The organism is Parapedobacter sp. 2B3 (assembly GCF_041925275.1).
Classification (GTDB): Bacteria; Bacteroidota; Bacteroidia; order Sphingobacteriales; family Sphingobacteriaceae; genus Parapedobacter; species Parapedobacter pyrenivorans_A.
The window spans coordinates 96,623-117,371 of record NZ_JBHEUZ010000001.1 but is presented as its reverse complement, the minus strand read 5'-3'; the positions used below and the strand labels follow the sequence as shown (position 1 = coordinate 117,371).

17 protein-coding genes are annotated in these 20,749 nt (G+C 46.5%); 13 read left to right on the top strand and 4 right to left on the bottom strand.

The genetic code is table 11. The annotated features are described in order from the left end of the window. Nucleotides 1–7 precede the first annotated feature (7 nt). Nucleotides 8–1,555 carry a sodium:solute symporter gene (locus ACEVG1_RS00435; RefSeq protein WP_374741544.1) on the top strand — a complete coding sequence of 516 codons (1,548 nt, stop codon included), beginning with the start codon at nt 8–10 and terminating at the stop codon, nt 1,553–1,555. Nucleotides 1,556–1,661: 106 nt separating this feature from the next. Here ACEVG1_RS00435 and ACEVG1_RS00430 read toward each other — a convergent pair whose 3' ends face one another. Further along, entirely contained in the window at nt 1,662–1,886 is a 225-nt protein-coding gene (locus tag ACEVG1_RS00430; RefSeq protein WP_374741543.1) for a hypothetical protein, read from the bottom strand. Nucleotides 1,887–2,143: 257 nt separating this feature from the next. On the opposite strand from ACEVG1_RS00430, the gene ACEVG1_RS00425 reads away from it, so the two are divergent. The 7 genes from ACEVG1_RS00425 (at nt 2,144) to ACEVG1_RS00395 (ending at nt 11,824) form a co-directional block, all read left to right on the top strand. Beyond that, nucleotides 2,144–2,773 (top strand): fibronectin type III domain-containing protein, encoded by a 630-nt coding sequence (locus ACEVG1_RS00425; RefSeq protein WP_374741542.1) that lies wholly within the window; start codon nt 2,144–2,146, stop codon nt 2,771–2,773. A 134-nt stretch (nt 2,774–2,907) separates the two neighbouring features. Beyond that, nucleotides 2,908–3,447 carry a hypothetical protein gene (locus ACEVG1_RS00420; RefSeq protein WP_374741541.1) on the top strand — a complete coding sequence of 180 codons (540 nt, stop codon included), beginning with the start codon at nt 2,908–2,910 and terminating at the stop codon, nt 3,445–3,447. 243 nt (nt 3,448–3,690) lie between these two features. Beyond that, complete coding sequence (locus ACEVG1_RS00415) at nt 3,691–4,629, top strand: dihydrodipicolinate synthase family protein (protein WP_374741540.1); 939 nt, start codon at nt 3,691–3,693, stop codon at nt 4,627–4,629. Between the two features lie 151 nt (nt 4,630–4,780). Continuing rightward, nucleotides 4,781–7,738, top strand: coding sequence for a SusC/RagA family TonB-linked outer membrane protein (locus ACEVG1_RS00410; RefSeq protein ID WP_374741539.1), 2,958 nt, complete (start codon nt 4,781–4,783; stop codon nt 7,736–7,738). Between the two features lie 18 nt (nt 7,739–7,756). Further along, nucleotides 7,757–9,427, top strand: a complete 1,671-nt coding sequence (locus ACEVG1_RS00405) for a RagB/SusD family nutrient uptake outer membrane protein (protein ID WP_374741538.1) — start codon at nt 7,757–7,759, stop codon at nt 9,425–9,427. Between the two features lie 15 nt (nt 9,428–9,442). Then, complete coding sequence (locus ACEVG1_RS00400) at nt 9,443–10,657, top strand: sialidase family protein (RefSeq protein WP_374741537.1); 1,215 nt, start codon at nt 9,443–9,445, stop codon at nt 10,655–10,657. A gap of 15 nt (nt 10,658–10,672) precedes the next feature. After that, nucleotides 10,673–11,824: a sialidase family protein gene (locus ACEVG1_RS00395; protein ID WP_374741536.1), complete on the top strand. Its 1,152-nt coding sequence runs from the start codon at nt 10,673–10,675 to the stop codon at nt 11,822–11,824. A gap of 34 nt (nt 11,825–11,858) precedes the next feature. On the opposite strand, the gene ACEVG1_RS00390 is transcribed toward ACEVG1_RS00395, so the two are convergent. Beyond that, nucleotides 11,859–13,007, bottom strand: a complete 1,149-nt coding sequence (locus ACEVG1_RS00390; protein ID WP_374741535.1) for a transposase — start codon at nt 13,005–13,007, stop codon at nt 11,859–11,861. A gap of 232 nt (nt 13,008–13,239) precedes the next feature. Between ACEVG1_RS00390 and ACEVG1_RS00385 the strand changes: the two genes are divergently transcribed. Then, nucleotides 13,240–14,379, top strand: coding sequence for a sialidase family protein (locus ACEVG1_RS00385; RefSeq protein ID WP_374741534.1), 1,140 nt, complete (start codon nt 13,240–13,242; stop codon nt 14,377–14,379). A 47-nt stretch (nt 14,380–14,426) separates the two neighbouring features. Beyond that, nucleotides 14,427–15,011, top strand: coding sequence for a YhcH/YjgK/YiaL family protein (locus ACEVG1_RS00380; protein ID WP_374741532.1), 585 nt, complete (start codon nt 14,427–14,429; stop codon nt 15,009–15,011). 57 nt (nt 15,012–15,068) lie between these two features. On the opposite strand, the gene ACEVG1_RS00375 is transcribed toward ACEVG1_RS00380, so the two are convergent. Continuing rightward, on the bottom strand, nt 15,069–15,293 hold the full coding sequence (locus ACEVG1_RS00375; protein ID WP_374741531.1) for a hypothetical protein: 225 nt from the start codon (nt 15,291–15,293) through the stop codon (nt 15,069–15,071). 382 nt (nt 15,294–15,675) lie between these two features. On the opposite strand from ACEVG1_RS00375, the gene ACEVG1_RS00370 reads away from it, so the two are divergent. The 3 genes from ACEVG1_RS00370 (at nt 15,676) to ACEVG1_RS00360 (ending at nt 19,401) form a co-directional block, all read left to right on the top strand. After that, entirely contained in the window at nt 15,676–16,875 is a 1,200-nt protein-coding gene (locus tag ACEVG1_RS00370; protein ID WP_374741530.1) for a sialidase family protein, read from the top strand. Nucleotides 16,876–16,877: 2 nt separating this feature from the next. Further along, a complete protein-coding gene (locus tag ACEVG1_RS00365) occupies nt 16,878–18,029 on the top strand; it encodes an exo-alpha-sialidase (protein ID WP_374741529.1) in 1,152 nt (383 codons plus the stop codon). A gap of 64 nt (nt 18,030–18,093) precedes the next feature. Then, on the top strand, nt 18,094–19,401 hold the full coding sequence (locus tag ACEVG1_RS00360) for an acetylxylan esterase (RefSeq protein WP_374741528.1): 1,308 nt from the start codon (nt 18,094–18,096) through the stop codon (nt 19,399–19,401). A gap of 9 nt (nt 19,402–19,410) precedes the next feature. On the opposite strand, the gene ACEVG1_RS00355 is transcribed toward ACEVG1_RS00360, so the two are convergent. Further along, the gene (locus ACEVG1_RS00355; RefSeq protein ID WP_374741527.1) at nt 19,411–20,532 is read right to left on the bottom strand and encodes an ATP-binding protein; all 1,122 of its coding nucleotides are present in this window, start codon (nt 20,530–20,532) and stop codon (nt 19,411–19,413) included. Nucleotides 20,533–20,749: the final 217 nt, after the last annotated feature.

Genomic DNA, 20,749 nt, shown 5'->3' with positions numbered 1-20,749 from the left:
AATCCAAATGAACAATCTTCCCGTTATTGATATTTCCGTCATCATTGTCTACCTATTGGCCATGTTATTCGTTGGCATTTGGTTTTCCCGCAAGAACAAAAGTTCCGAACAATTCACAAAGGCCTCCGGGATGATTCCCGGTTGGGCGGTGGGGATTTCACTGTATGCCACGTTTCTAAGCAGCAACACCTTCCTTGGTGTACCCGGAAAAGCATTCGGTGCAAATTGGAATTCTTTTGTGTTTAGCTTGTCCATGCCGCTAGCAGCGTGGGCTGCCGTAAAGTATTTCGTTCCGTTTTACCGTACCATCGGCGGTATTTCTGCCTATAGCCATCTGGAGCACCGATTTGGGGCGTGGGCCCGTACATATGCTGTTGTATGCTTCTTGCTTACGCAATTGGCACGGATGGGGTCCATTTTTTTCGGTATCGCGCTCAGCCTGCAGGCACTTACCGGATTCGATATGACTACCATTATGATCGTTACGGGTATCTGTATTGTTGTCTACACCGTTATGGGCGGCATGGAGGCGGTAATTTGGACCGAAGTCGTGCAGGGTGTTCTACTCACGTTTGGCGGTTTGTCGGTTCTATACCTAGTGCTAACCAATATCGATGGTGGAGTTTCGAGTATGGTGGATATTGGGATGGCCGACGGGAAATTCAGCCTAGGTAGTTTCCATGCGGACTTTATAGGGCCATCGTTCTGGGTTATCCTGCTGTATGGTTTTTTTATCAACCTCAACAATTTCGGTATGGACCAGAACTATGTGCAGCGTTACCATACCGCTACGTCGGCAAAGGAGGCGGCAAAATCGGTATGGTTGTGCGTAAAGATATACATCCCTATTTCTTTGCTGTTTTTCATTATCGGCTCGGCGCTATATGCCTACTATGCGCAGCACCCCGAATTGACAGAGACCATCCGGATGCAGGCAGCCGCAGAGCGACTACCTGCGGGCGCGGCGCACAGCGAAGTCAGCGCACTCGCAGCTACACTGCATGCGGAAGATTATGGCGACAAGGTCATGCCCCATTTCATGGTTAATATGGTGCCGGTGGGGCTTTTAGGACTAGTCATCTCCGCCATCCTCGCTGCGGCCATGAGTACCATCAGTTCCGGTATGAACGCTTCAGCCACTGTATTTACCGAAGATGTGTATAAACGGTATATCCGGCCGCGCAGCACCAATAAGCAGTCACTGCGGATGTTGTTTATCGCCACGGGCGTATTCGGTGTACTCGGTATGGTGGCCGGTGTGGGCATGATCGGCGTCCAGAGCATTCTGGATGTATGGTGGGAACTCTCGGGGATATTTGCGGGCGGCATGCTCGGTCTTTTCCTATTGGGGCTCATCAGTAAAAAGGCCAATAACAACGATGCAATCATTGCCGTGGTTGCGGGAGTATTGGCTATCCTTTGGATGACTTTTTCTTACCTCATTCCTGACCAGTTTAGCTACCTGCGTTATCCCTTGCATGCAAACATGATCATCGTGGTGGGTACGTTGGTGATTTCGTTGGTGGGTGGGAGCTTGGGTTCCAAAAGGCAATAGACGGCCGATTGTTACGTAACAATGGCTTATCCCCGGATCGTTTTACCACGTAACCGATCGGGAAAGGCCCGGACCCGTCGCAATCTGTTCATTACCTGGTGTATTGCTAGTCATCACGCCCTGATTGAGATGTATACGCGGGCGACATCCCACCCATTACGGCCGGGTCCGGTCCGATGATGTTTTCCTTTAGAGCAATAACGTTGTCTTTTAGGTTAACACCGGTCGGGTAGGGAGCTACCTTGAACGATGATAAGCCGTTACAGGGCATATATAGGCCATTACGCGGCTTCAATAGTCCATTTCCGATCGATTGCGACTTTCGATTCATCGGTTTTAGTGCTTATTCAACCGTCTCCAGTTTATAACCGAACCACTTTCGACCGACAGGAAGCAGTTTCCCGTGAGGCTGATACCATTCCGGAACCTTCCATATTTTCTTTTGACGATCGTTACGTAGCGATACCTTAAATTGGTTCGTTTTTAATGCACTTTTTTACCTATCTTAGCCATATTCGTCTGGCAGCGTGTGTGAAGGGAACGGTTTCGGGGCGGTTGCCGATGAAGTAGCCATAACATGCAGCGGATATGAAGTACCAACGTGCCAAAGCGGGTTTTTTCCGGTATGCTGACGGTAAGTTACTAGTGGTTGGGGGCCGTATCATCCTAGCGCTGAAGGATTCCGACTTCTTTACAGACCCTATACCTCCGTTGTCAGAGGTGGAAGCGGCCTATGCAGCTTATCAGCGGACGGTTATTGCTGCTTCCCGGGGCGGTCGGCTCCATTCCACCGAGAAGCTTCTTTGCAAACGTCGGCTGGCAGACCTTTTACAGCAGTTGGCGTTTTATATAAGTGCGAAGAGTGATGGCAACCTGTCTAGATTATACAGTTCGGGATTTCCCGTATTGGCAAAAAAACGTAAAGGCACGTCGCCTGATACACCCGAACAACCTTACCTGGAAGATGGGCGGAAGAGTGGTGAGGTGGCTTTCGGGTTTAAACCGGTGGGTCGGGATATGCAATACGATTATTGCTTCGCCACAGAAATTGGTAAACAGGGCAATCCGATTTGGGGTAAGGAGCAAACCACCACCCGTTCCTTCCGTGCGTATGCCGATGGCTTCGTGCCGGGCACCAAAGTATACTTCCGGGTACGGGCCCGTAACAAGCATGGGTCTAGTGATTGGACCCATCCGGTGTCGCTTCTCGTCCGGTAGCGGCTCTTTACTGCATCGGCGTTGTGGCATATCGCTGCTGTGGGGCTGGCACAGGGAATTGGAATGATTTTTGGAAACCCAATGGCGGGTTTTATCGATTACTACATGATTTACCAGCTTATAAATCGAATATTATGAAGAAGTTTAAGCAAAATACCGGGTTGATAGCGTTATTGGGGCTGCTTAGTATGGCTACGATGGCACAAGAAAAGAAAGTGGATTTTTACGAAGCGGGTACAAGGGCCACCTCGTTTTACGTGGAACTGGGCGGTCCGGGTTTTATTTCGGCAAATTACGATTTCCGGTTCGGCGAAACACGTAACGGGGTCGGTGCGCGCTTCGGTATCGGATATTTTTCGATAGAAGACGAGTCATATCTGACAGTTCCTGCACAACTGAACTACCTCATGGGTAAGGGCGGACATTATTTTGAGTTGGGTATAGGCGCATCCTACGTGCGCCATGCATACGATGATTACTACTGGTCAGGTGATGGCCAAACCGAGGGGGTGCAGCATGCCGCAGACAACCAAGTGATGGGTTCCCTTGTCTTCGGCTACCGCAAACAACCGCTGGACGGCGGGTTTACATTCAGGGGTGGACTGTCGCCGATCCTATTCGACGGAAATTTCATTCCGTATCTACCCTACGTTTCGTTTGGCTATTCGTTCTAGACGACCAACTTTCACGAGCTTCTTTTGACGCAGTTAAAAGTTTTCACCTATAAAGGGTGAACGACTATTTTAATTGGTCGGTGCTCTTTGCGACCTTGGCTCAGCAGATTTACTGCGCTCCCAACGTATATCTTTAACTTCGCTAACATCCTACAATACACCGCCAATTTGGTATATTCCTGTTATTCCGGGGAGGGTTACCTTTGCCTTATCAATTATAGGTAACGATTTATAACCATATCAATGAGCGAAAAATCGAAGGGATTTATTCCCGTGATGTTGACACCCTTCAAGGAAAATGGGGCGGTAGATTATGATGGATTGACCAAGCTGACCGAGCTGTACCTTCGGGCAGGTGCGGCTGGGCTATTTGCCAATTGCCAGTCGAGCGAGATGTTCGACCTGACCGCGGAGGAGCGGTTGGCGGTGACGCGGCATGTGGTCAAGGTTGCCGGCGAAACCGTGCCCGTTGTTGCAACCACTACCTTCGGCGGAGAAGTCGAGAAACAGGCCGATTTTGTAAAGCGGATGCATGATTCGGGTATCGAAGCTGCGATTATCATTACGAATATGCTGGCTGGCGAATTGGAGGCCGAGGAATTGTTTAACGAGCGGGTACATTTGCTTTTCGATCTCACCCCGGGTATCCCCTTTGGTTTCTATGAGTGCCCCGAGCCTTTTAAGCGAGTACTTACTGCCGCACAATTGCAGCAGTTTGTGGCGACCGGGAGGGTGATTTACCATAAAGACACGTGTTTGGATATTGAATTGGTGAAAGCCAAACTGAATGTGACTAGTGGAGTGGCTTCTTTTGGTTTGTATGATGCCTATATGGTACATGCTGTTGAATCGTTGAAGGCGGGTTCGGCGGGGCTGTCGTGCATACAGGGTAACTATTTTCCAGAATTGATTGTATGGCTATGCGAAAACTATGACAATCCCTCGGCTTCCGGGCAGGTGGCTTTGGTGCAGCAGTTTTTTGTTGACCACATGGAAGTGATGCACCATGTGTACCCAATGGTCGCTAAATATTTTCTGCAAAAACGGGGCTTGGAGATTTCGATGTTTACGAGGCGGTTTTCTGGGGTTTTTGATGAAGGAGTGAAGGGGAGAGTGGGTGAGCTTTATCGTTGCTATCGGCAATTATTTTATGACATTGGCTTGAATATGGTTACGTCGTAACCCCTATGTCAATATCCTATATATAATAGAAAAAATGCAATATAAAATACCTTTTAAGATTATTGACATTTGAATCATGGAGCTGTTTTCCACCTGACGTCGCTGGAAGGTAGGCTTTCTAGGAGTTATAAACTATAAAACCAATTTGATTATGAAACAAATATTAACAAGATTTATTTTGTTGGTCTGTTGTACCATGATAGGGCAGCAGTTATGGGCGCAGACAACCGTCAGTGGGAGAGTGACGGATGCGGATACCGGTGAGCCACTGGTTGGAGCAACCGTAAAAATAGCCGGGGCAACTGCTGACGTAAAAACAGACGGTCGCGGCGGTTATTCCATTATCGTACCGTCGTCGAATACTAGGTTAATGATTAGTTTTATCGGTTACCGTTCGCAAGAATTGGAGATTGGCAACAATGAAATGGTTAATGTGGCGTTAGTCTCAGAAGATGCGGCATTGGATGAAGTAGTAGTTATAGGTTATGGTACACAATCGCGTAGAAATGTGACAGGATCTGTTTCTAAGGTAGATATCAAAGCCACTGAAAATTTGCCCAACACCAATGTTACCCAGGCACTGCGGGGGCGCGTTGCTGGGGTTCAATTTACAGATAGTGGCAGACCGGGCCAAAATGGATCAATATTGATCCGTGGACCGCGCTCGTTGAGCGGAGGCAATAACCCCTTAATTATATTGGACGGAATTTTCTTTAATGGCACCATCGCCACGATTAATCCGAATGATATTGAATCCATGGAAATTCTTAAAGATGCTAGCGCCGCAGCTATTTACGGCTCTAGAGCCGCTAATGGCGTAATCCTTATCACTTCTAAAAGGGGTACAACGGAAAAGCCGACAATCGGTTTCAATAGTTATTTTGGTGTGTCTGATTGGAGCTATCAGCCGATATTACTTACGGCGGACCGGTATCTTCAGAAAACGCTTGATGCACGCAAGCAAAATGGCATGGAAGCCGACCCCGATAACGTTGGTCAATATTTGACGACTTCGGAATCGGATAATTATGCAAATGGAATCGTAACAAATCCCTGGGACATGATTTCCCAATCAGGGAGGATACAATCGTATGATTTGAATCTTTCGGGAAATACGAAATACACTAATTACTTTTTGTCTGGATCGTATTTTAATGAGAATGGTATTATCTATCAGGATGATCAACGACGTTTGTCATTACGGGCAAATATTGAGGGGCGGGTCGGTAAATACATTACAATAGGCACTAATTCGATTTTCACAAGCCGGGATTTGTCGGGTGTGCATCCTTCCATTTCCTCCGCTATTACGGCTTCCCCATATGGCAATTGGTTCCATGACGATGGGGAACCTACGCAGTTTTATGTCATAGAGGACGGTTTTCAAACCAATGCATTGCGGGCGCCGAAACTAACGACGGATGAGGATATCTACGAAAATTTATCGGCGAACTTTTATATGAATTTGGAATTGCCGTTTATCGCCGGTTTGAGTTATCGAATTAATTATTCTCCGAATTATAGATGGGAGCGTAATTACAGATTTGAAAGGCAAGATACGCATGTGTTGGACGTGAACAATCGTGAAGCAAGGAAGTTTAATCGGTTGGCGTTTGATTGGGTCTTAGAAAACATACTTAAATATGAAAAAAGTATCGGTGATGATCACCAGTTCGACTTAACCTTACTTTACGGAGCCAACAAATTCAGCTGGGATAATACAGAAGCTAAAGCTCAGTTTTTGCCGAACGATCAAGTGAAGTGGAATAATTTGTCGCTAGGAGAGCTGTTGACGAATAATTCGGACGCGGCTTCTACCCAAGGCGTCTCATCTATGGTAAGGCTGAATTATAATTTTAAAGATAAGTACCTATTTACCTTCACGGCACGACGAGATGGAAGCTCGGTTTTCGGGGTAGATAATAAGTACGCGACATTTCCTTCCGCGGCTTTTGCATGGATTGCATCTGATGAGTCGTTCTTAAAAGATCATACTTTTGTTGATTTATTGAAGTTAAGGTTATCTTATGGAGCGGTTGGCAATCAGGCTATCAGTCCGTATCAATCGCTGGCAAGGGTAGGGTCTGCATTGTATGTATTTGGCGATGGATCGCCGTACTCTATCGGATCGATTCCTTTATCGATGGCAAATTCACAATTGAAATGGGAAACCACTTATTCAACCAACTTTGCAGTCGATTTCGGCTTTCTAAAAAGCAGACTGAATGGAACCATTGAGTTCTATAACCTGAATACGGAAAATTTGTTGATTTCGAGGGCATTGCCCCAGACAACGGGTTTTATTTCGACGTTGGCCAATCTTGGTGCTACAAACAACAAAGGAATTGAAGTATCGCTCAATACAGTGAACATTCAAAAATCGCATTTTCAATGGCAAACGGATCTCGTCTTCTCACACAATAGAAATAAAATTGTGAGTCTTTATGGTATTGATGATGATGGAGACGGCAGGGAAGATGATGATGTCGGCAACGGCTGGTTTATAGGGCATCCAATAGATGTGGCGTATGATTACGTTTTTGATGGAATTTATCAAGTTGGTGATGACGGTACGCCAGGAGATGTGAGGTTGAAGGATTTGGATGGTGACGGAGAAGTAGAGCCGAATAGCGACCGAACAGTGTTGGGGCAAACCGGGCAGCCCAAGTATCGTTGGGGAGTTACCAATACGTTCAGATATAAGGGATTATCCTTATCTGTTTTTATTAATGCCATGCAAGGCTGGACAAAATCTGTAAGTTACTGGCGGAGTGTGTTGCGACCGCAAAACATGTTTGACTATGAATGGTGGACGGAAGAAAATCGTTCCAACAGTAGTCCGTCCTTAACGTATCAAAACCCATTAGGTCATGGGTATTATTATAGTCGGGATTTTATTCGCATTCAAGATGTTTCTCTCCGTTACGATTTCAACAACAGTTTAAAGGCCTTGTCGGAATTGGGTTTGCGTAATTTAGGTGTGTGGGTCAGTGGCAAGAACCTGGCAACTTTTACGGATTGGCCGGGCATGGATCCTGAAAATGGAAATAGTTATGATAGCTTCCCCATGCCGCGGATTTTCTCGGCGGGCGTTAGTGTCAGTTTTTAGATTAGAAAAAGTAAAAAGATGAAAGTACTATTAAATGTTAATCCATCGAATTTTCGATATAGGTATCGGTATTTACTGTATTGGTTGATTGGCTTATTCCAAGTTGGCCTTTTGTTCTCGTGTAAGCCGAGTTTTCTGGAAGAGAACTTAATGAATGAAACGGATATTGAGCTCTTGTTTCGGACCAAGGAAGGGTTTGAAACCTATATAGTATCGTTACACGAGGGGGCAAGGCAAGAACACACTAGATCTTCATCAACACAATGGGCCAGTGCGATGAACGCAGGGACCGATATTGGAATTACTGGCAGCACGATTGAAACGAATTGGAAAAACTATGAGACATGGTTAACTCCTACCAGAGCATTTGTCGACAACTATTGGCAGTGGGCTTATCGCATTATGCTGGTGCGCGCTAACACGGTTATTCACTATGCGGAAGACCCGGATCGTGCGGATCTTTGGGATGATGAAGCGGAAAGAAACCGCGTGATAGCAGAAGCTCGTTTTTTCAGGGCGTATACGCATAATCTTTTGGCCAATTTGTACGGTGGTGTACCGGTTGTCGAAACGTATTATACAACGCCAAAAACTGATTTCGTGCGTAGTACACGCGAAGAGGTTTATGAGTCGGCGAGAAGGGATTTGGAGTTTGCCTCTGAATGGTTACCGTCTACAGTGCCAGTCAATCAGGAAGGGCGAATTGTGAAAGCCGCGGCAGATCATTTATTGACCGAAGTCTACGTTAGTTTAGGGTTGTACGACGAAGCGATAGAAAGTGCTTCTCGGGTAATTGATTCCGAACTATATCAATTAATGACCGAACGATTCGGGAAGCACTTGGACGAACCGGGTGATGCGTTTTCTGATTTGTTTAAGTCGGGAAACCAAAATAGAAGTTCGGGAAACCGGGAATCGATTTACGTATGGCAGTTCGAGGACGTTACCCAGGGGGGGCTAGGGAGCACGGGAAATTGGAATTGGCGCATGTGGGGCCCATTTTACATTCATTTGACAGATCCTGACGGGCGGTCCGGGATGATTCTAGCCGATAGTTTAAGTCGCGGGGTAGCATTTGTCCGACCTACTACCTATTTTCTATATGACCTATGGAAAGATGATTGGACAAATGATATTCGGAATTCGCCTCATAATATCAAGCGTGTGCACTATTACAACAATCCAAGTTCTGCATATTTTGGTCAAGTTGTAGAGAAGAAAAGCACCTTAATTGATACCATGCAAAATATTTATCCGCTCATCAGAAAGGTGGAGGGACCACCGCCCGTAGCCAACCCGAGGAATGGGCGTACCACGAATGATATCATGGTGTATAGACTCGCAGAAACCTATTTGCTGCGTGCAGAAGCCTATTTCAGAAATGGGAATGCCGCCAAAGCAGCAGATGATATTAATGCGGTCAGAGCCAGGGCCCGTGCTCATTTAATTTCGGCTTCGGATGTCAATTTGGATTATATACTCGATGAAAGAGGGCGGGAATTGATAGTGGAAGAGCCACGACGTAGGACGCTTACTCGCATGGGTAAATTGGTGGAAAGAAGCCGGAAATATTCTGACTACGAATCTACAAAGAGCTCAATCGAAGACTACCATGAATTTTTCCCAATCCCTCAGCGTGAAATTGATGCTAATAGTGGTACACTTGAACAAACTATTGGGTATTTTTAATCTTAAGACCTGAAGATGATTAAAGGCCGGATTCCTCATTTTTACCATCTGCGATTATGTATTTCGATGCTGGCAATGGGTCATATTGTCTCACTGGCGACGGGTCAAGACCAAACCTATAGCGGGGATGTGGAGCAGGTGCGGGTAATCAGTTCGTTAGAGGACTTTAGTAATGTTTCGAAACTGCTTGTTCCTCATATTGTTGCATGGAAAGATACGCATCTTATAGCAGCTTTTGAAACCGGAATTCCCGGGAAGGTAGATATGGGTGATATTATTTCGTCGATTTCTGGAGATGATGGTGATACGTGGGGGAATAGGGTTGTCGTTTTCGATCATAGGCAAAAACATGGTTTGCAGCGTTATGGATACGCCAATCCGATACTGTATAAGGTTCCGAATCAGAATTTAGTTTGGTGTTTTGCTATGAGGAACCCGTTAAGCGACCCGAATAGTCAAAATGCCTCTATGGTGGCTGCATTCAGTGCGGATGGAGGAGAGTCCTGGAGTCACGTTGAGCTCATCATGCATTACAAAGGTGATTTGGTGTTAGCTGGGAACCTTATCCGTATCTTGGAGAACGACGGGTCATCCCGGTTTTTAATACCTGCCCACTGCAATACGAGAAACGACGATTCGGTTGGCGGAAAGCGACTCCATTTTGTCCTACAAAGCAAGAACCTTATAGAATGGGAGTTATTAAGCTATGTGCCTCAACCTCCCCATGTGTTTTTGCACGAAGGGCACTTGGCGCCCGGTGATTATCAAGAGGAATTGATTCTTGTAATGCGAACCTCTGACCATGCCCGGCGGTCGCTGTCTTCGCCGAGGGCCTGGCAGAGCGTCAGCAAGGATAGCGGAAAAACATGGGGCGAAACAGAAGAATCACCGATGCTTTATAATGCAGTCTCGGAAGCAGCTTTTGGGAAAACTGCCGGAGGGGTGTATTACTATATATACAACGATGGTCCCGATAAAGGTCGAGATAGTCGAAAGGCCTTAAAGTACAAGCTGAAATACCCCGGGCACGAGTGGAGTGATGAAAAGGTTTTTTTTGATGCCGGAGTTAAGAATTCCTATCCATCAGTTGTTGAAGTACATCCCGGAGATTTACAAGTAGTATGGGATAGCGGAAGCGAACAGGAAACGCGCACGAAAATTTATTATGGACGACTTCGAGTGCCAGACAAACTCGGATCTATTGAAATACAAGAAAAACAAAGACCATAAAACGAGTAGAATAAAATGAAAGTTAAACTAATAATCTGCATGACTTGCCTGATGGCCCCGGTTTTTACAGTCCAAGTATTTGGACAAGACGCAACATTTACTGGAGATGTTGAAAAAGTAAAGGTGATTAGTACATTGACTGACCATCCGGGTGCTCCTAAAGTATTAATTCCCCATATCGTTGAATGGAAAGCTAACCACTTAGTGGTAGCTTACGAAGTAGGGATAGCGGGCAAGACGGATATGGGCGACATTGTTTCCCTTGTTTCTACGAATGATGGCGATACCTGGGGCGGGCAGGTAATGATTTTCGATCACCGGGAGAAGCATGGCGTAAAGCATTATGCGTACGCCAATCCCATCTTATACAAGATTCCTGGTCAGAACCTTTTGTGGTGCTTCGCTATGCGAAATCCCTTATATCAGCGTAATAGTGAAGAGTCGCAAATGGTAGCCGCTTATAGCGGTGATGGTGGAAGGTCTTGGAATGAGGTTGAACTGATTATGCATTATGCAGGCTCTTTAGTGTTGGCCGGTAATGTACTCCAAATCATGGAGGACCAAGGGGAGATTTGGTATCTGCTGCCAGCTCATCGAAATGCGGTAAGCAACGGGCCTGTCGGGGGAAATCGGGAACACTTCGTGTTGAAAAGCAAGAACTTGCTTGAATGGGAGGTAGCCGGTTACATTCCTCAGCCAGACGATGTATGGGTCCATGAAGGACATATAGCTCCTGGTGAAAAAGCGGGCGAGTTGATTATGGTAATGCGTACGGCGGATCATGCGAATCAAGCGCTGTCTACGCCCCGGGCATGGTCTTCCAAAAGTACAGATTTCGGTAGAACATGGAGCTACCCTAAGGAAGAACCCGAGCTTTACAATGCAGTTTCTGAGGCCGCTTTTGGCAAAACAGTTTCGGGCACCTACTATTACATCTATAACGACGGCCCAGCTAAGGGAGTAGATAGCCGCCAGGCGTTGCGGTATAAAGTAAAAAGAAAAGGAGGGGCATGGTCCGGGGAAAAGACGTTTTACGATTCGGGAACAAAGAATTCTTATCCGTCGGTTATAGAGGTAAAGCCGGGAGAACTGAGAATAGTGTGGGATAGCGGTACCCGGGCAGAGACGAGAACACAGATTGTATTTGGTAAACTCAGAATGGAATAAAGTTAATACGTTAGAAACAATAGTTAGTTAATTTTTAAGCGGCAATAGTGCCGTATAGTAATAGTTCTTTGACAAGTTTCTGATTTTTCTTCAAGTGTGGGTTCACCCCAAAGGTTGAAAAAAATCTATCCACGAGTAAAGCGTTGTGGTTCACCGTCTTGATGTCTGCCATCGAGAATGAGGCACGCTTCTCTTTGGGTATGCTGAGCCAATGCGCGGCTTTGGCGACATTGGTTGCGGTCAATGCCAGATTGAAATGGAAGTCGAGTTTGTTCTCGCTCCTTGCCTGGCAATTCTCCAGCCCGGTGAACTGTTTTGCGTCGCGGTAGATGAACTCGATCTGGAAGCGTAGGCGGTAGTATCTTACGATAGTTTCCGCTTCCATCTCCGTATCGGTTGAGAAGTACAGCTTGTGCGTCTTGCCGAAAGGTACCCTGACCACGCGGACGTTACGTTTGAGTGAGACGGCATAGACCACGGCTGTGGTGGCCAGGGTTCCGTCCGCCAGTTCCACATCATGAAAATAGCCGGCCTTGATGTCCTTGTGGTTGACCTTGCCCTCGTACACCTGGGGTCTTCCACGACCGGGCTTGCGTGGGCCGGTGTAGAGGTATTTCAGGTTGGCGTCATCGCGCATCCTGCCCACGAACTGGAAACCGGCCCCGCAGACCGCGTCGATGAACGGCTTCTTGGTGAACCATGCGTCAGCCACGGCAATGCTGGACAGTTCCAGGAGCTGCCCAGCATGGTCGGTGAATGAGTCCGCGTAGATCCCGGCCAGCGACTTTCCGGGATGGTTGTCGCTCAGGGTCTGGCAGGCATCCAGATGGAATCCGGTGTGGTTGTCCACGTCGATGGCCGCCACGCCCAGCATTTCAAGCCCGCGTTTCATGCGCGCTGCCTGGCCCGACCAGAAATAGCCGATGCCGGGCGTCTTCCTGCCCGATTTGGCGATGAAGCTGGGGTCAAGGGCGATGATGTAATGCCCGCTGCCGTGCTGCCTGACCAATCCGCTGTTGAAAGCCATGAAATCAAATGGCTTCTCGAATTGGATACGGTACCGCTGTTCGCTATATTTGCCGTACCTTTCCAGCTGCTGGAAATTGATCCGGCCCTTTATCGAAAGGAACGGGGTAACGGCCTCGACCATGAAACGCTGCCTGCATGCGTTGATATTTTTCATATTAGTCAATATGTTGATTATCAGTGTTTTGTATAGATTGTAACCCTTGGTGACCATATCTTATAGAATCGTGAGAAAATCCTATTAAGGTACTGAAAATCAAGGGTTTATTAAAAATTTTCGACCATTATTTATCCACTATTTTGCTGTAAATCAGAAACTTGTTTGTTTTTTTAACGAAGTATTGAGAAATATGAATAATCTTAAAAGTGTTGTAACGGTTTTTTTTATCATGGCATTCTCGATTCTAGCCTGTAGTCAAGAGAAAGATAATGACGTCATTGCCCAACCGCCGGAAGAACCGTCATTTAGCGTATATCCAGCTAACTTTCCCAACAACGGGATTCTTTTTGTCGACCATGAAAGCAGCGGTCGCTCCGGGCATGGCGGGCAAACCATGACAGAATGTACGAATGGCGATATTATTGCCTTTTACAGTAATGTGAAGGGAGATATTAACAATGGGCACAATGTAGCCGGATGGGCAGAGTATAAGATATCATCAGATGGCGGTGAGACGTGGTCCGAACCGTACGTATTTGGGCCATCCAAGGAAATCTGGGATAACCGTGCTGATAACGGCCTCGTTTCATTATTGATCTGGGAGGTTTTGACGGCTTCTGATGGTACGATTGTCGCTTTTGGCAGGACATCGGGTAGCGAAACGAAGTGGGGCGGGGATGCAGCGCCCGTTTATTTTTTGAGCCATGACAATGGTCGGACTTGGTCCTCGGCCAAGCGGGTCGATTCGGATATCGATTCAAAAATTGATCGGGAAGAAGCTGCTATTGAGTTTAACCAAGAATTATTGGTGTTGTACTGCGAGTACTACGCGACGAATCGAAAGTATAGGCTTTACGTATCGAGTGATAACGGAGCGAGTTTTGAAGAACGAAGCACGCTTCCTTTCCCGAGTAAACAGGAGTATGGTACGATAGGCATACTTCCCGATGGAAAACTTATTGTCTATACCTATAATGGTGATGATGATGGAGCGCTTCTCCAGTACGTAACCAGCGAAGACGGTGGGAGGACCTGGTCATATGTTCGGGAAACGAAAATGGCGAGAAGGATTCGTAAACCTCGGATGACGGCGCAATTTGGAGACCATTATTTTATGATAGGAAGAAGCGGAAACTCCGGCCCGGACCCCAGACACTTGGTGTTGTACACTTCAAAAGATGGTATCAATTGGGATGAAGGGATTTTCTTGAACAAAGGAGGGAGGGATACCGATTCTTATTCAGCTAATGAGATCATCGGTAAGTACGGTGGTTCCTCGAAAAAAAGACTTCTCATACAATCCAGCATCTGTTATGAGCAGACGAGTGGCCGCGTAAATTTACGTCATTGGTTCGTGGATATTAATTAACTATTTATTTCGATTGAAAAGAAGGGGAGTATGTTATGGGATATATTATGAACAAAAGGTGGTATTATTTTATGATTTCGATGGCATGTTTAACGGGATGCACGCAAAACACTCCGAATGAAAACAAGAACATTGGTATAGAAAAATTGGTGTCATGGGACGTGATGGCGGATGAGTCAATCGATAGCATAGCGTTTGAAAAGCAATATAAGCTAAACCCAGCACGGTGGGACAGTGCATTTCGCTTTCTGCGAGAACACGATTTAAGTAAACTCGAAACCGGACGGTACGAGCTGGATGGTAGTAACTTATTCGTTAATATCGACGAATACGAAACCAAGCACGCAAAGGAAGTGAGTTATGAGGCACATCGGGTGTATGCTGACATTCAATATGTGGTTTCCGGGCGAGAGAAGATAGGGATAACACATTTGGATAGTCTCGATCTAGTGACTCCGTATGTTGCAGAGAAAGACATTGCCTTTTATCGGAAAAATGGGCAGGATCGATACCGTTTAGCTGACTCTACGAGATTTTTTATCTTTTTTCCCAGTGACGCGCATAAGCCATGTGTGGATGTTGATTCCACGCTGCATATTCGTAAAGCTGTTGTCAAAATTAAGCTAGGGTAAGTGGGCAAAAATATGTGTGAAAAGCATTGGGTACTAATAACAATAGTTGGTTAATTTTTAAGCGGCGATAGTGCCGTATAGTAATAGTTCTTTGACAAGTTTCTGATTTCTCATTGTTAATATTTGTTTTTCAATGGCACTGAGGCTTGCTTGCGCAGGTTTCTTCAAGTGTGGGTTTACCCCAAAGGTTGAAAAAAATCTATCCATCAGTAAAGCGTTGTGGTTCATCGTCTTGATGTCGGCCATGGAGAAGGTGCCGCGTTCTTCTTTTGGGATACTCATCCAATGGGCGGCTTTGGCTGTATTGGTTGCTGTCAGGGCTTAGGTTGAAGTTTGTTCTCGCTTCTCACCCGGCAGTTCTCCAGCCCTGTGAACTGTTTGGCATCGCGGTAGATGACCTCGACCATGAAACGCTGCCTGCATGCGTTGATATTTTCCGTATTAATCAATATATTGACTATCAGTGTTTTGCATAGATCATAGCCCTTGGTGACCATATCTCAATTAACGCTTCGAAAACACTATTAAGATACTGAAAACCAATGGTTTATTAAAATATTTCAACCATTATTTATCCGCTATTTTATTGTAAATCAGAAATTTGTCTTCGTTACTTAACGAGGTATTGAGTTTAGTTTATTTTAATAAAATCTGTTTTCCCAGCATGAAGAGTTTTATCAACACCGTTTGTACGATAATCATTGCACTGGGTGGGATCAATGTGCATGCGCAAGAAGCTGCTAGTCCTGCGGTTCCGGGCACTATTATCGCTCACCAGCCGGCCTCTTCCGGACAATACATCGGTTCGCCCAGCATAGCCATTCTGCCCAATGGCGACTACGTGACATCCCATGACCTTTTCGGACCGCAAAGCTCGGAATTCGTACAAGCCATGTCACGGGTCTTCCGGTCGTCTGACCAAGGAAAAACCTGGAAGCAGGTCAGTGAAATCCGGGGAGCGTTTTGGTCGAGCCTTTTTGTGCATCGGGATGCCCTCTATCTATTGGGTCTTGACCGGCACCACGGTACGGTATTGATTCACCGTTCGGACGATGGAGGCGCGACGTGGACACAACCGACCACCACCGAAAACGGTCTTTTGTTCAAAGGCATGTTCCATTGTGCACCGATGCCCGTAATTGAACATAACGGCCGGCTATGGCGGGCCATGGAGACTGCCCACGGTCCAATACTTCAATGGGGCAAACGTTACGGAGCCATGATGATGTCGGCACCTGTTGACGCCGATTTGCTGAAAGCCAGCAGCTGGACCACAAGTAATTCTTTGCTTTATGATTCGACCTACCTTGATGGGAATTTTACCGGTTGGTTGGAAGGAAACGCTGTTGTCGCACCCGATGGTGATATCGTTGACATCCTAAGGGTAGACGATAAGACAACTCACGACGAAAAAGCGGCGATTGTTAAAATCAGTGCCGATGGAAAAGTCGCCACATTCGACCCGGAGAAGGGATTTATACCGTTCCCCGGCGGCAGTAAAAAATTTGCGGTTCGCTATGATGAAAAATCGGGCCGCTATTGGACACTTAGTAATATCATTCCTGATAAATTCAGAAAAGAGTACCCTACAAGGAATGCCGCCGGTTTCCGAAACACGCTGGCTTTGATGAGTTCAGACGATTTGGTAAATTGGCAAACGCACGAGATTATCCTGCAACATCCAGATGTGCTTAAACACGGTTTTCAGTATGTGGATTGGCTCTTTGAAGGTAAAGACATGATTGTGGCCAGCCGGACAGCTTATGACGACGGGAAGGAATCTGCACATAACAATCACGATGCAAATTTCCTGACCTTTCATCGAATAACGAATTTTAGAAAGAAAGCTAAAAAACATCTTTAAGTATGAAAGAGGTATTGTATGTCACGGTAGTAGGTTCGCTTTTTTTATTTTTCGCCTGTGGCGGCAACGGAAAGCACCAAGATGAAAATAATGGTAAAACTGATACGGTAGCCCAGCGGCTACCTGACCGGGCGACCTTAAGAGAGGGAGCTTATCTGCGAGGCGGGCTGCTTTATTCTTTGGACAACAAACCCACCCCTCAGGCGCACGCGTCCACCATTGTTGAAACGCCTGAAGGGATGGTTGTCGCTTTTTTTGCGGGAACCCATGAGAACCATCCAGATGTGGGCATTCGTGTGTCCCGGTTGGTAGGTGGTGAATGGACCTGGCCCGAGGAAGTTGCAGACGGTGTACAGAACGATACACTACGGTATCCCTGTTGGAATCCGGTACTTTTCCAACCCCGGGGTGGCGATCTCATGCTTTTCTATAAGGTAGGGCCGAGTCCACAAACCTGGTGGGGGATGGTGATGACGTCCAAAGACAATGGCCGGACCTGGTCGGCTCCACGCAAATTGGGAGAAAATCCGAAAGTGGGCCATTTACTCGGCCCGATCAAGAACAAGCCAATCCAATTGGCGGATGGAACGATTATTAGCCCCACTAGCATTGAATACCCGCGCGAAGGGAAGGACCAGGATTGGCGCGTATATTTCGAAATCAGTAAAGATTTAGGGCAGACATGGGAAGTTGTGGGGCCGATTAACGACGGGGTTGAATTTGATGCGATACAGCCAAGCATACTTACTTATCCCGATGGTAAATTGCAGGTCATTTGCCGAACACGGCAAGATATGCTGGCCGAAAGTTGGTCGGACGACAGTGGCTATACTTGGAGCAAGCTAACCGCCACGAAATTACCCAACCCGAATTCGGGAACGGACGCCGTAACGCTGCAGGATGGGAGGCAACTATTGGTATACAATCACTCCACGAGACAGGGAGAAGAGCCTAAGGGACGTAACATCCTAAACCTGGCATTATCAGATGACGGGTTGGCATGGACACCTGTCATGACGCTGGAGAACGAACCGATTGATGACGGTTATGCTTATCCCGCAATTATCCAGACGTTGGACGGATTGGTACACATCACTTATACATACAACAGGAGGTCTATCAAACACGTGGTCGTTGACCCAAAACAATTGTAGGCTGTTTGCTGAAAAGTTATTAAATTAGCCGTGCCAAAAAGAGCGTTAACCATTTATCTGCGTTATGAATAGACTCACTTTTATCCGTATCACCGCACTTGCTTGTTCGCTTTTTTTATTTTCAATAGTTGCGTCCGCCCAATCCCGGCCTCCGCATCCCATACAGGTGCTTGTGTCACCCGATAAGCCCAACTGGACTTATGCGCCCGGTGAAGAAGCTACCTTTACCATACGAATACTGAAACATCAAGTTCCCTTGTCTAATACTGAAGTATCATACACGGTGGGACCAGAGAAGATGACGCCAACGGACCAAGGTACGTTGTTGTTGAAGAACGGCGAGGCCCAGGTGAAAGGAAAGCTTACCGATCCAGGGTTCTTGCGTTGCGAAGCACGGATTACGGTGGATGGAGTTACCTACCGTGGTTTAGCCACGGCGGGTTATGCGCCTGAACGTATACAGCCTACGCAGCAATTGCCCGACGATTTCTGGGATTTCTGGAATACCGCGAAAACGGAGGCAGCCAAAATTCCCATGGATGCCAAGTTGACCTTGCTTCCCGATCGCTGTACGGAGAAAGCGGATATGTACCAGGTGAGTATACAGAACTATGAAACGGGTGGCCGTATATACGGAATACTTGCCAAGCCCAAAACGCAGGGTAAATATCCTGCTGTATTGCAGGTACCCGGGGCAGGAATACGGCCATATTACGGTATCGTGGACTTGGCCGAACAGGGTGTCATTACCCTGCAGGTGGGGATCCATGGTATTCCGGTTATTCATGAAACCGGATTGTATGATGATTTACGGGCGGCCGCGTTGAAGAATTACCAGTTTTTCAATCTCGATGACCGAGATCAATATTATTACAAGCGGGTGTATCTGGGCTGCGTGCGTGCCATTGATTATCTATTTTCCCTTCCCGAGTTTGATGGCAACACGTTGGCAGTGTGGGGTGGGAGTCAGGGAGGGGCCTTGTCCATCGTTACGGCTGCGTTGGACAGCAGGGTAAAATACTTGGTGTCGTTGTATCCAGCGCTGTGCGATTTGACAGGCTATCTACATGGCCGTGCAGGCGGTTGGCCACACATGTTTAACACGTCCAACGCACCGTTCATGGCGAAAGAAGAGAAAATCGAAACGTCAGCGTATTACGATGTGGTTAATTTCGCACGTTCGGTCAATATACCCGGATATTATACGTGGGGCTATAATGATGAAACCTGTCCGCCTACATCATACTATGCGGCTTATAACGTGATAAAAGCGCCTAGAGAGCTGGACTTGGTGCAGGAGACCGGGCATTGGACCTATCCCGAACAACAGACGAAGATTCGTGAATGGCTCTTGTCAAAATTGGGAAAATAGGAATACAAATTACCAGACACCAACAAATTCCCTGAAATTTTCACTGGAGACCACGGTGACTTCAGTCTTGTAAGTGTCAACGAAGTTTGACGGGATCCGTGCTGTGGCTTTGGGATTCCACTTAAATTCGAATCCGCTGATTGCCCCGTCTTTTTCCTCAACATAATCCAGTTCTTGTTGTTGCTTGGTGCGCCAGAAGTACCGGTTGGCGAATATGCGGTGGTAGTGGTTCCGCTTTATCCGCTCTGAAACCAAGAAATTCTCCCAAAGCGCACCCATGTCATTTCGCAATTCGAGTGGGTTGAAGTTCTGGATAAGTGCATTACGCACGCCATTGTCATAGAAATAGATTTTCTGATTGCTTTTGATCTCGTTTCGAAGATTCCTGCTGAAGGAGGTAAGCGGGTAGATGACATAAGACAGGCCTAAAAGATGGATGTAGCTTGATACAGTATTCTTATCCACGCCGGTCAATTGTGCTATTTCGTTGTAGCTCACTTCACTTCCTACCTGAAAAGCCAACGCCCGAAGGATTTTTTCCAGTACTTCAGGTTTTTTGATATTACCATATGCCAGAATATCTTTAAACAGGTAACTCTGGGTGAGTTCGTTGAGTATGTCGCGCTCTTCTCCGGGATTGTTGATCACATCGGGGTAACACCCGTAAATTAGCCGGTTTTCCAGATCCCCTCTGGCTTCTAGGTAATTGCCGGATCTTTCCAGTTCTTCGTAAGATATTGGATATAAATTGTATTCCCATTTCCTCCCAGTAAGCGATTCGGAGGTGTGGTTGCGCAGTTCGAGGGCGGAAGAACCACTAACAATCAATTGCACATGCCTAAACTGGTCGTGTATCACTTTTGCAGTTAGCCCGATATTTTCTATCCGTTGGGCCTCGTCGATGAAAACGATTCGTTCATTGCCTATAATGGCTTCAATTTCTTTCTTATTCGGGTTGGTCAATCGGGTTCTGATCAACGGATCGTCGCCATCAAGGAAGAGAAAATCTTGATTTGCTAAAATGCCCTTGATTAAGGTAGTCTTGCCAACCTGCCGTGGGCCTATTACAACGATAGTTTTTCCCTTGAAGAGCCTACCTGCAATGGATTGCTCAATAGTTCGTTTTATCATGCCAATGCTTTCAATTCACCAAAAGTAATGCTTTTCAGTGATTTTATTCACCAAAAGTAATGTTTTTTGGTGATTTAGTTCACCAAAAGCCACAATATCCGCCCATTTTCGGGGACAATATTCTACAATATCCGGCGAAAATAGCATACGATCGGCTTGGTTCTGGGCCTATCTTTGCCAAGATACATCATTGAAGAAATTAAGATGACCCATCAGG

Coding starts and splice junctions, on each gene's coding strand:
- ACEVG1_RS00385 (WP_374741534.1), top strand. CDS start 13,240: ATGGCATTCTCGATTCTAGCCTGTAGTCAAGAGAAAGATAATGACGTC.
- ACEVG1_RS00435 (WP_374741544.1), top strand. CDS start 8: ATGAACAATCTTCCCGTTATTGATATTTCCGTCATCATTGTCTACCTA.
- ACEVG1_RS00380 (WP_374741532.1), top strand. CDS start 14,427: ATGAACAAAAGGTGGTATTATTTTATGATTTCGATGGCATGTTTAACG.
- ACEVG1_RS00360 (WP_374741528.1), top strand. CDS start 18,094: ATGAATAGACTCACTTTTATCCGTATCACCGCACTTGCTTGTTCGCTT.
- ACEVG1_RS00370 (WP_374741530.1), top strand. CDS start 15,676: ATGAAGAGTTTTATCAACACCGTTTGTACGATAATCATTGCACTGGGT.
- ACEVG1_RS00375 (WP_374741531.1), bottom strand. CDS start 15,293: ATGAGTATCCCAAAAGAAGAACGCGGCACCTTCTCCATGGCCGACATC.
- ACEVG1_RS00395 (WP_374741536.1), top strand. CDS start 10,673: ATGAAAGTTAAACTAATAATCTGCATGACTTGCCTGATGGCCCCGGTT.
- ACEVG1_RS00365 (WP_374741529.1), top strand. CDS start 16,878: ATGAAAGAGGTATTGTATGTCACGGTAGTAGGTTCGCTTTTTTTATTT.
- ACEVG1_RS00415 (WP_374741540.1), top strand. CDS start 3,691: ATGAGCGAAAAATCGAAGGGATTTATTCCCGTGATGTTGACACCCTTC.
- ACEVG1_RS00410 (WP_374741539.1), top strand. CDS start 4,781: ATGAAACAAATATTAACAAGATTTATTTTGTTGGTCTGTTGTACCATG.
- ACEVG1_RS00355 (WP_374741527.1), bottom strand. CDS start 20,532: ATGATAAAACGAACTATTGAGCAATCCATTGCAGGTAGGCTCTTCAAG.
- ACEVG1_RS00390 (WP_374741535.1), bottom strand. CDS start 13,007: ATGAAAAATATCAACGCATGCAGGCAGCGTTTCATGGTCGAGGCCGTT.
- ACEVG1_RS00405 (WP_374741538.1), top strand. CDS start 7,757: ATGAAAGTACTATTAAATGTTAATCCATCGAATTTTCGATATAGGTAT.
- ACEVG1_RS00425 (WP_374741542.1), top strand. CDS start 2,144: ATGAAGTACCAACGTGCCAAAGCGGGTTTTTTCCGGTATGCTGACGGT.
- ACEVG1_RS00420 (WP_374741541.1), top strand. CDS start 2,908: ATGAAGAAGTTTAAGCAAAATACCGGGTTGATAGCGTTATTGGGGCTG.
- ACEVG1_RS00400 (WP_374741537.1), top strand. CDS start 9,443: ATGATTAAAGGCCGGATTCCTCATTTTTACCATCTGCGATTATGTATT.
- ACEVG1_RS00430 (WP_374741543.1), bottom strand. CDS start 1,886: ATGAATCGAAAGTCGCAATCGATCGGAAATGGACTATTGAAGCCGCGT.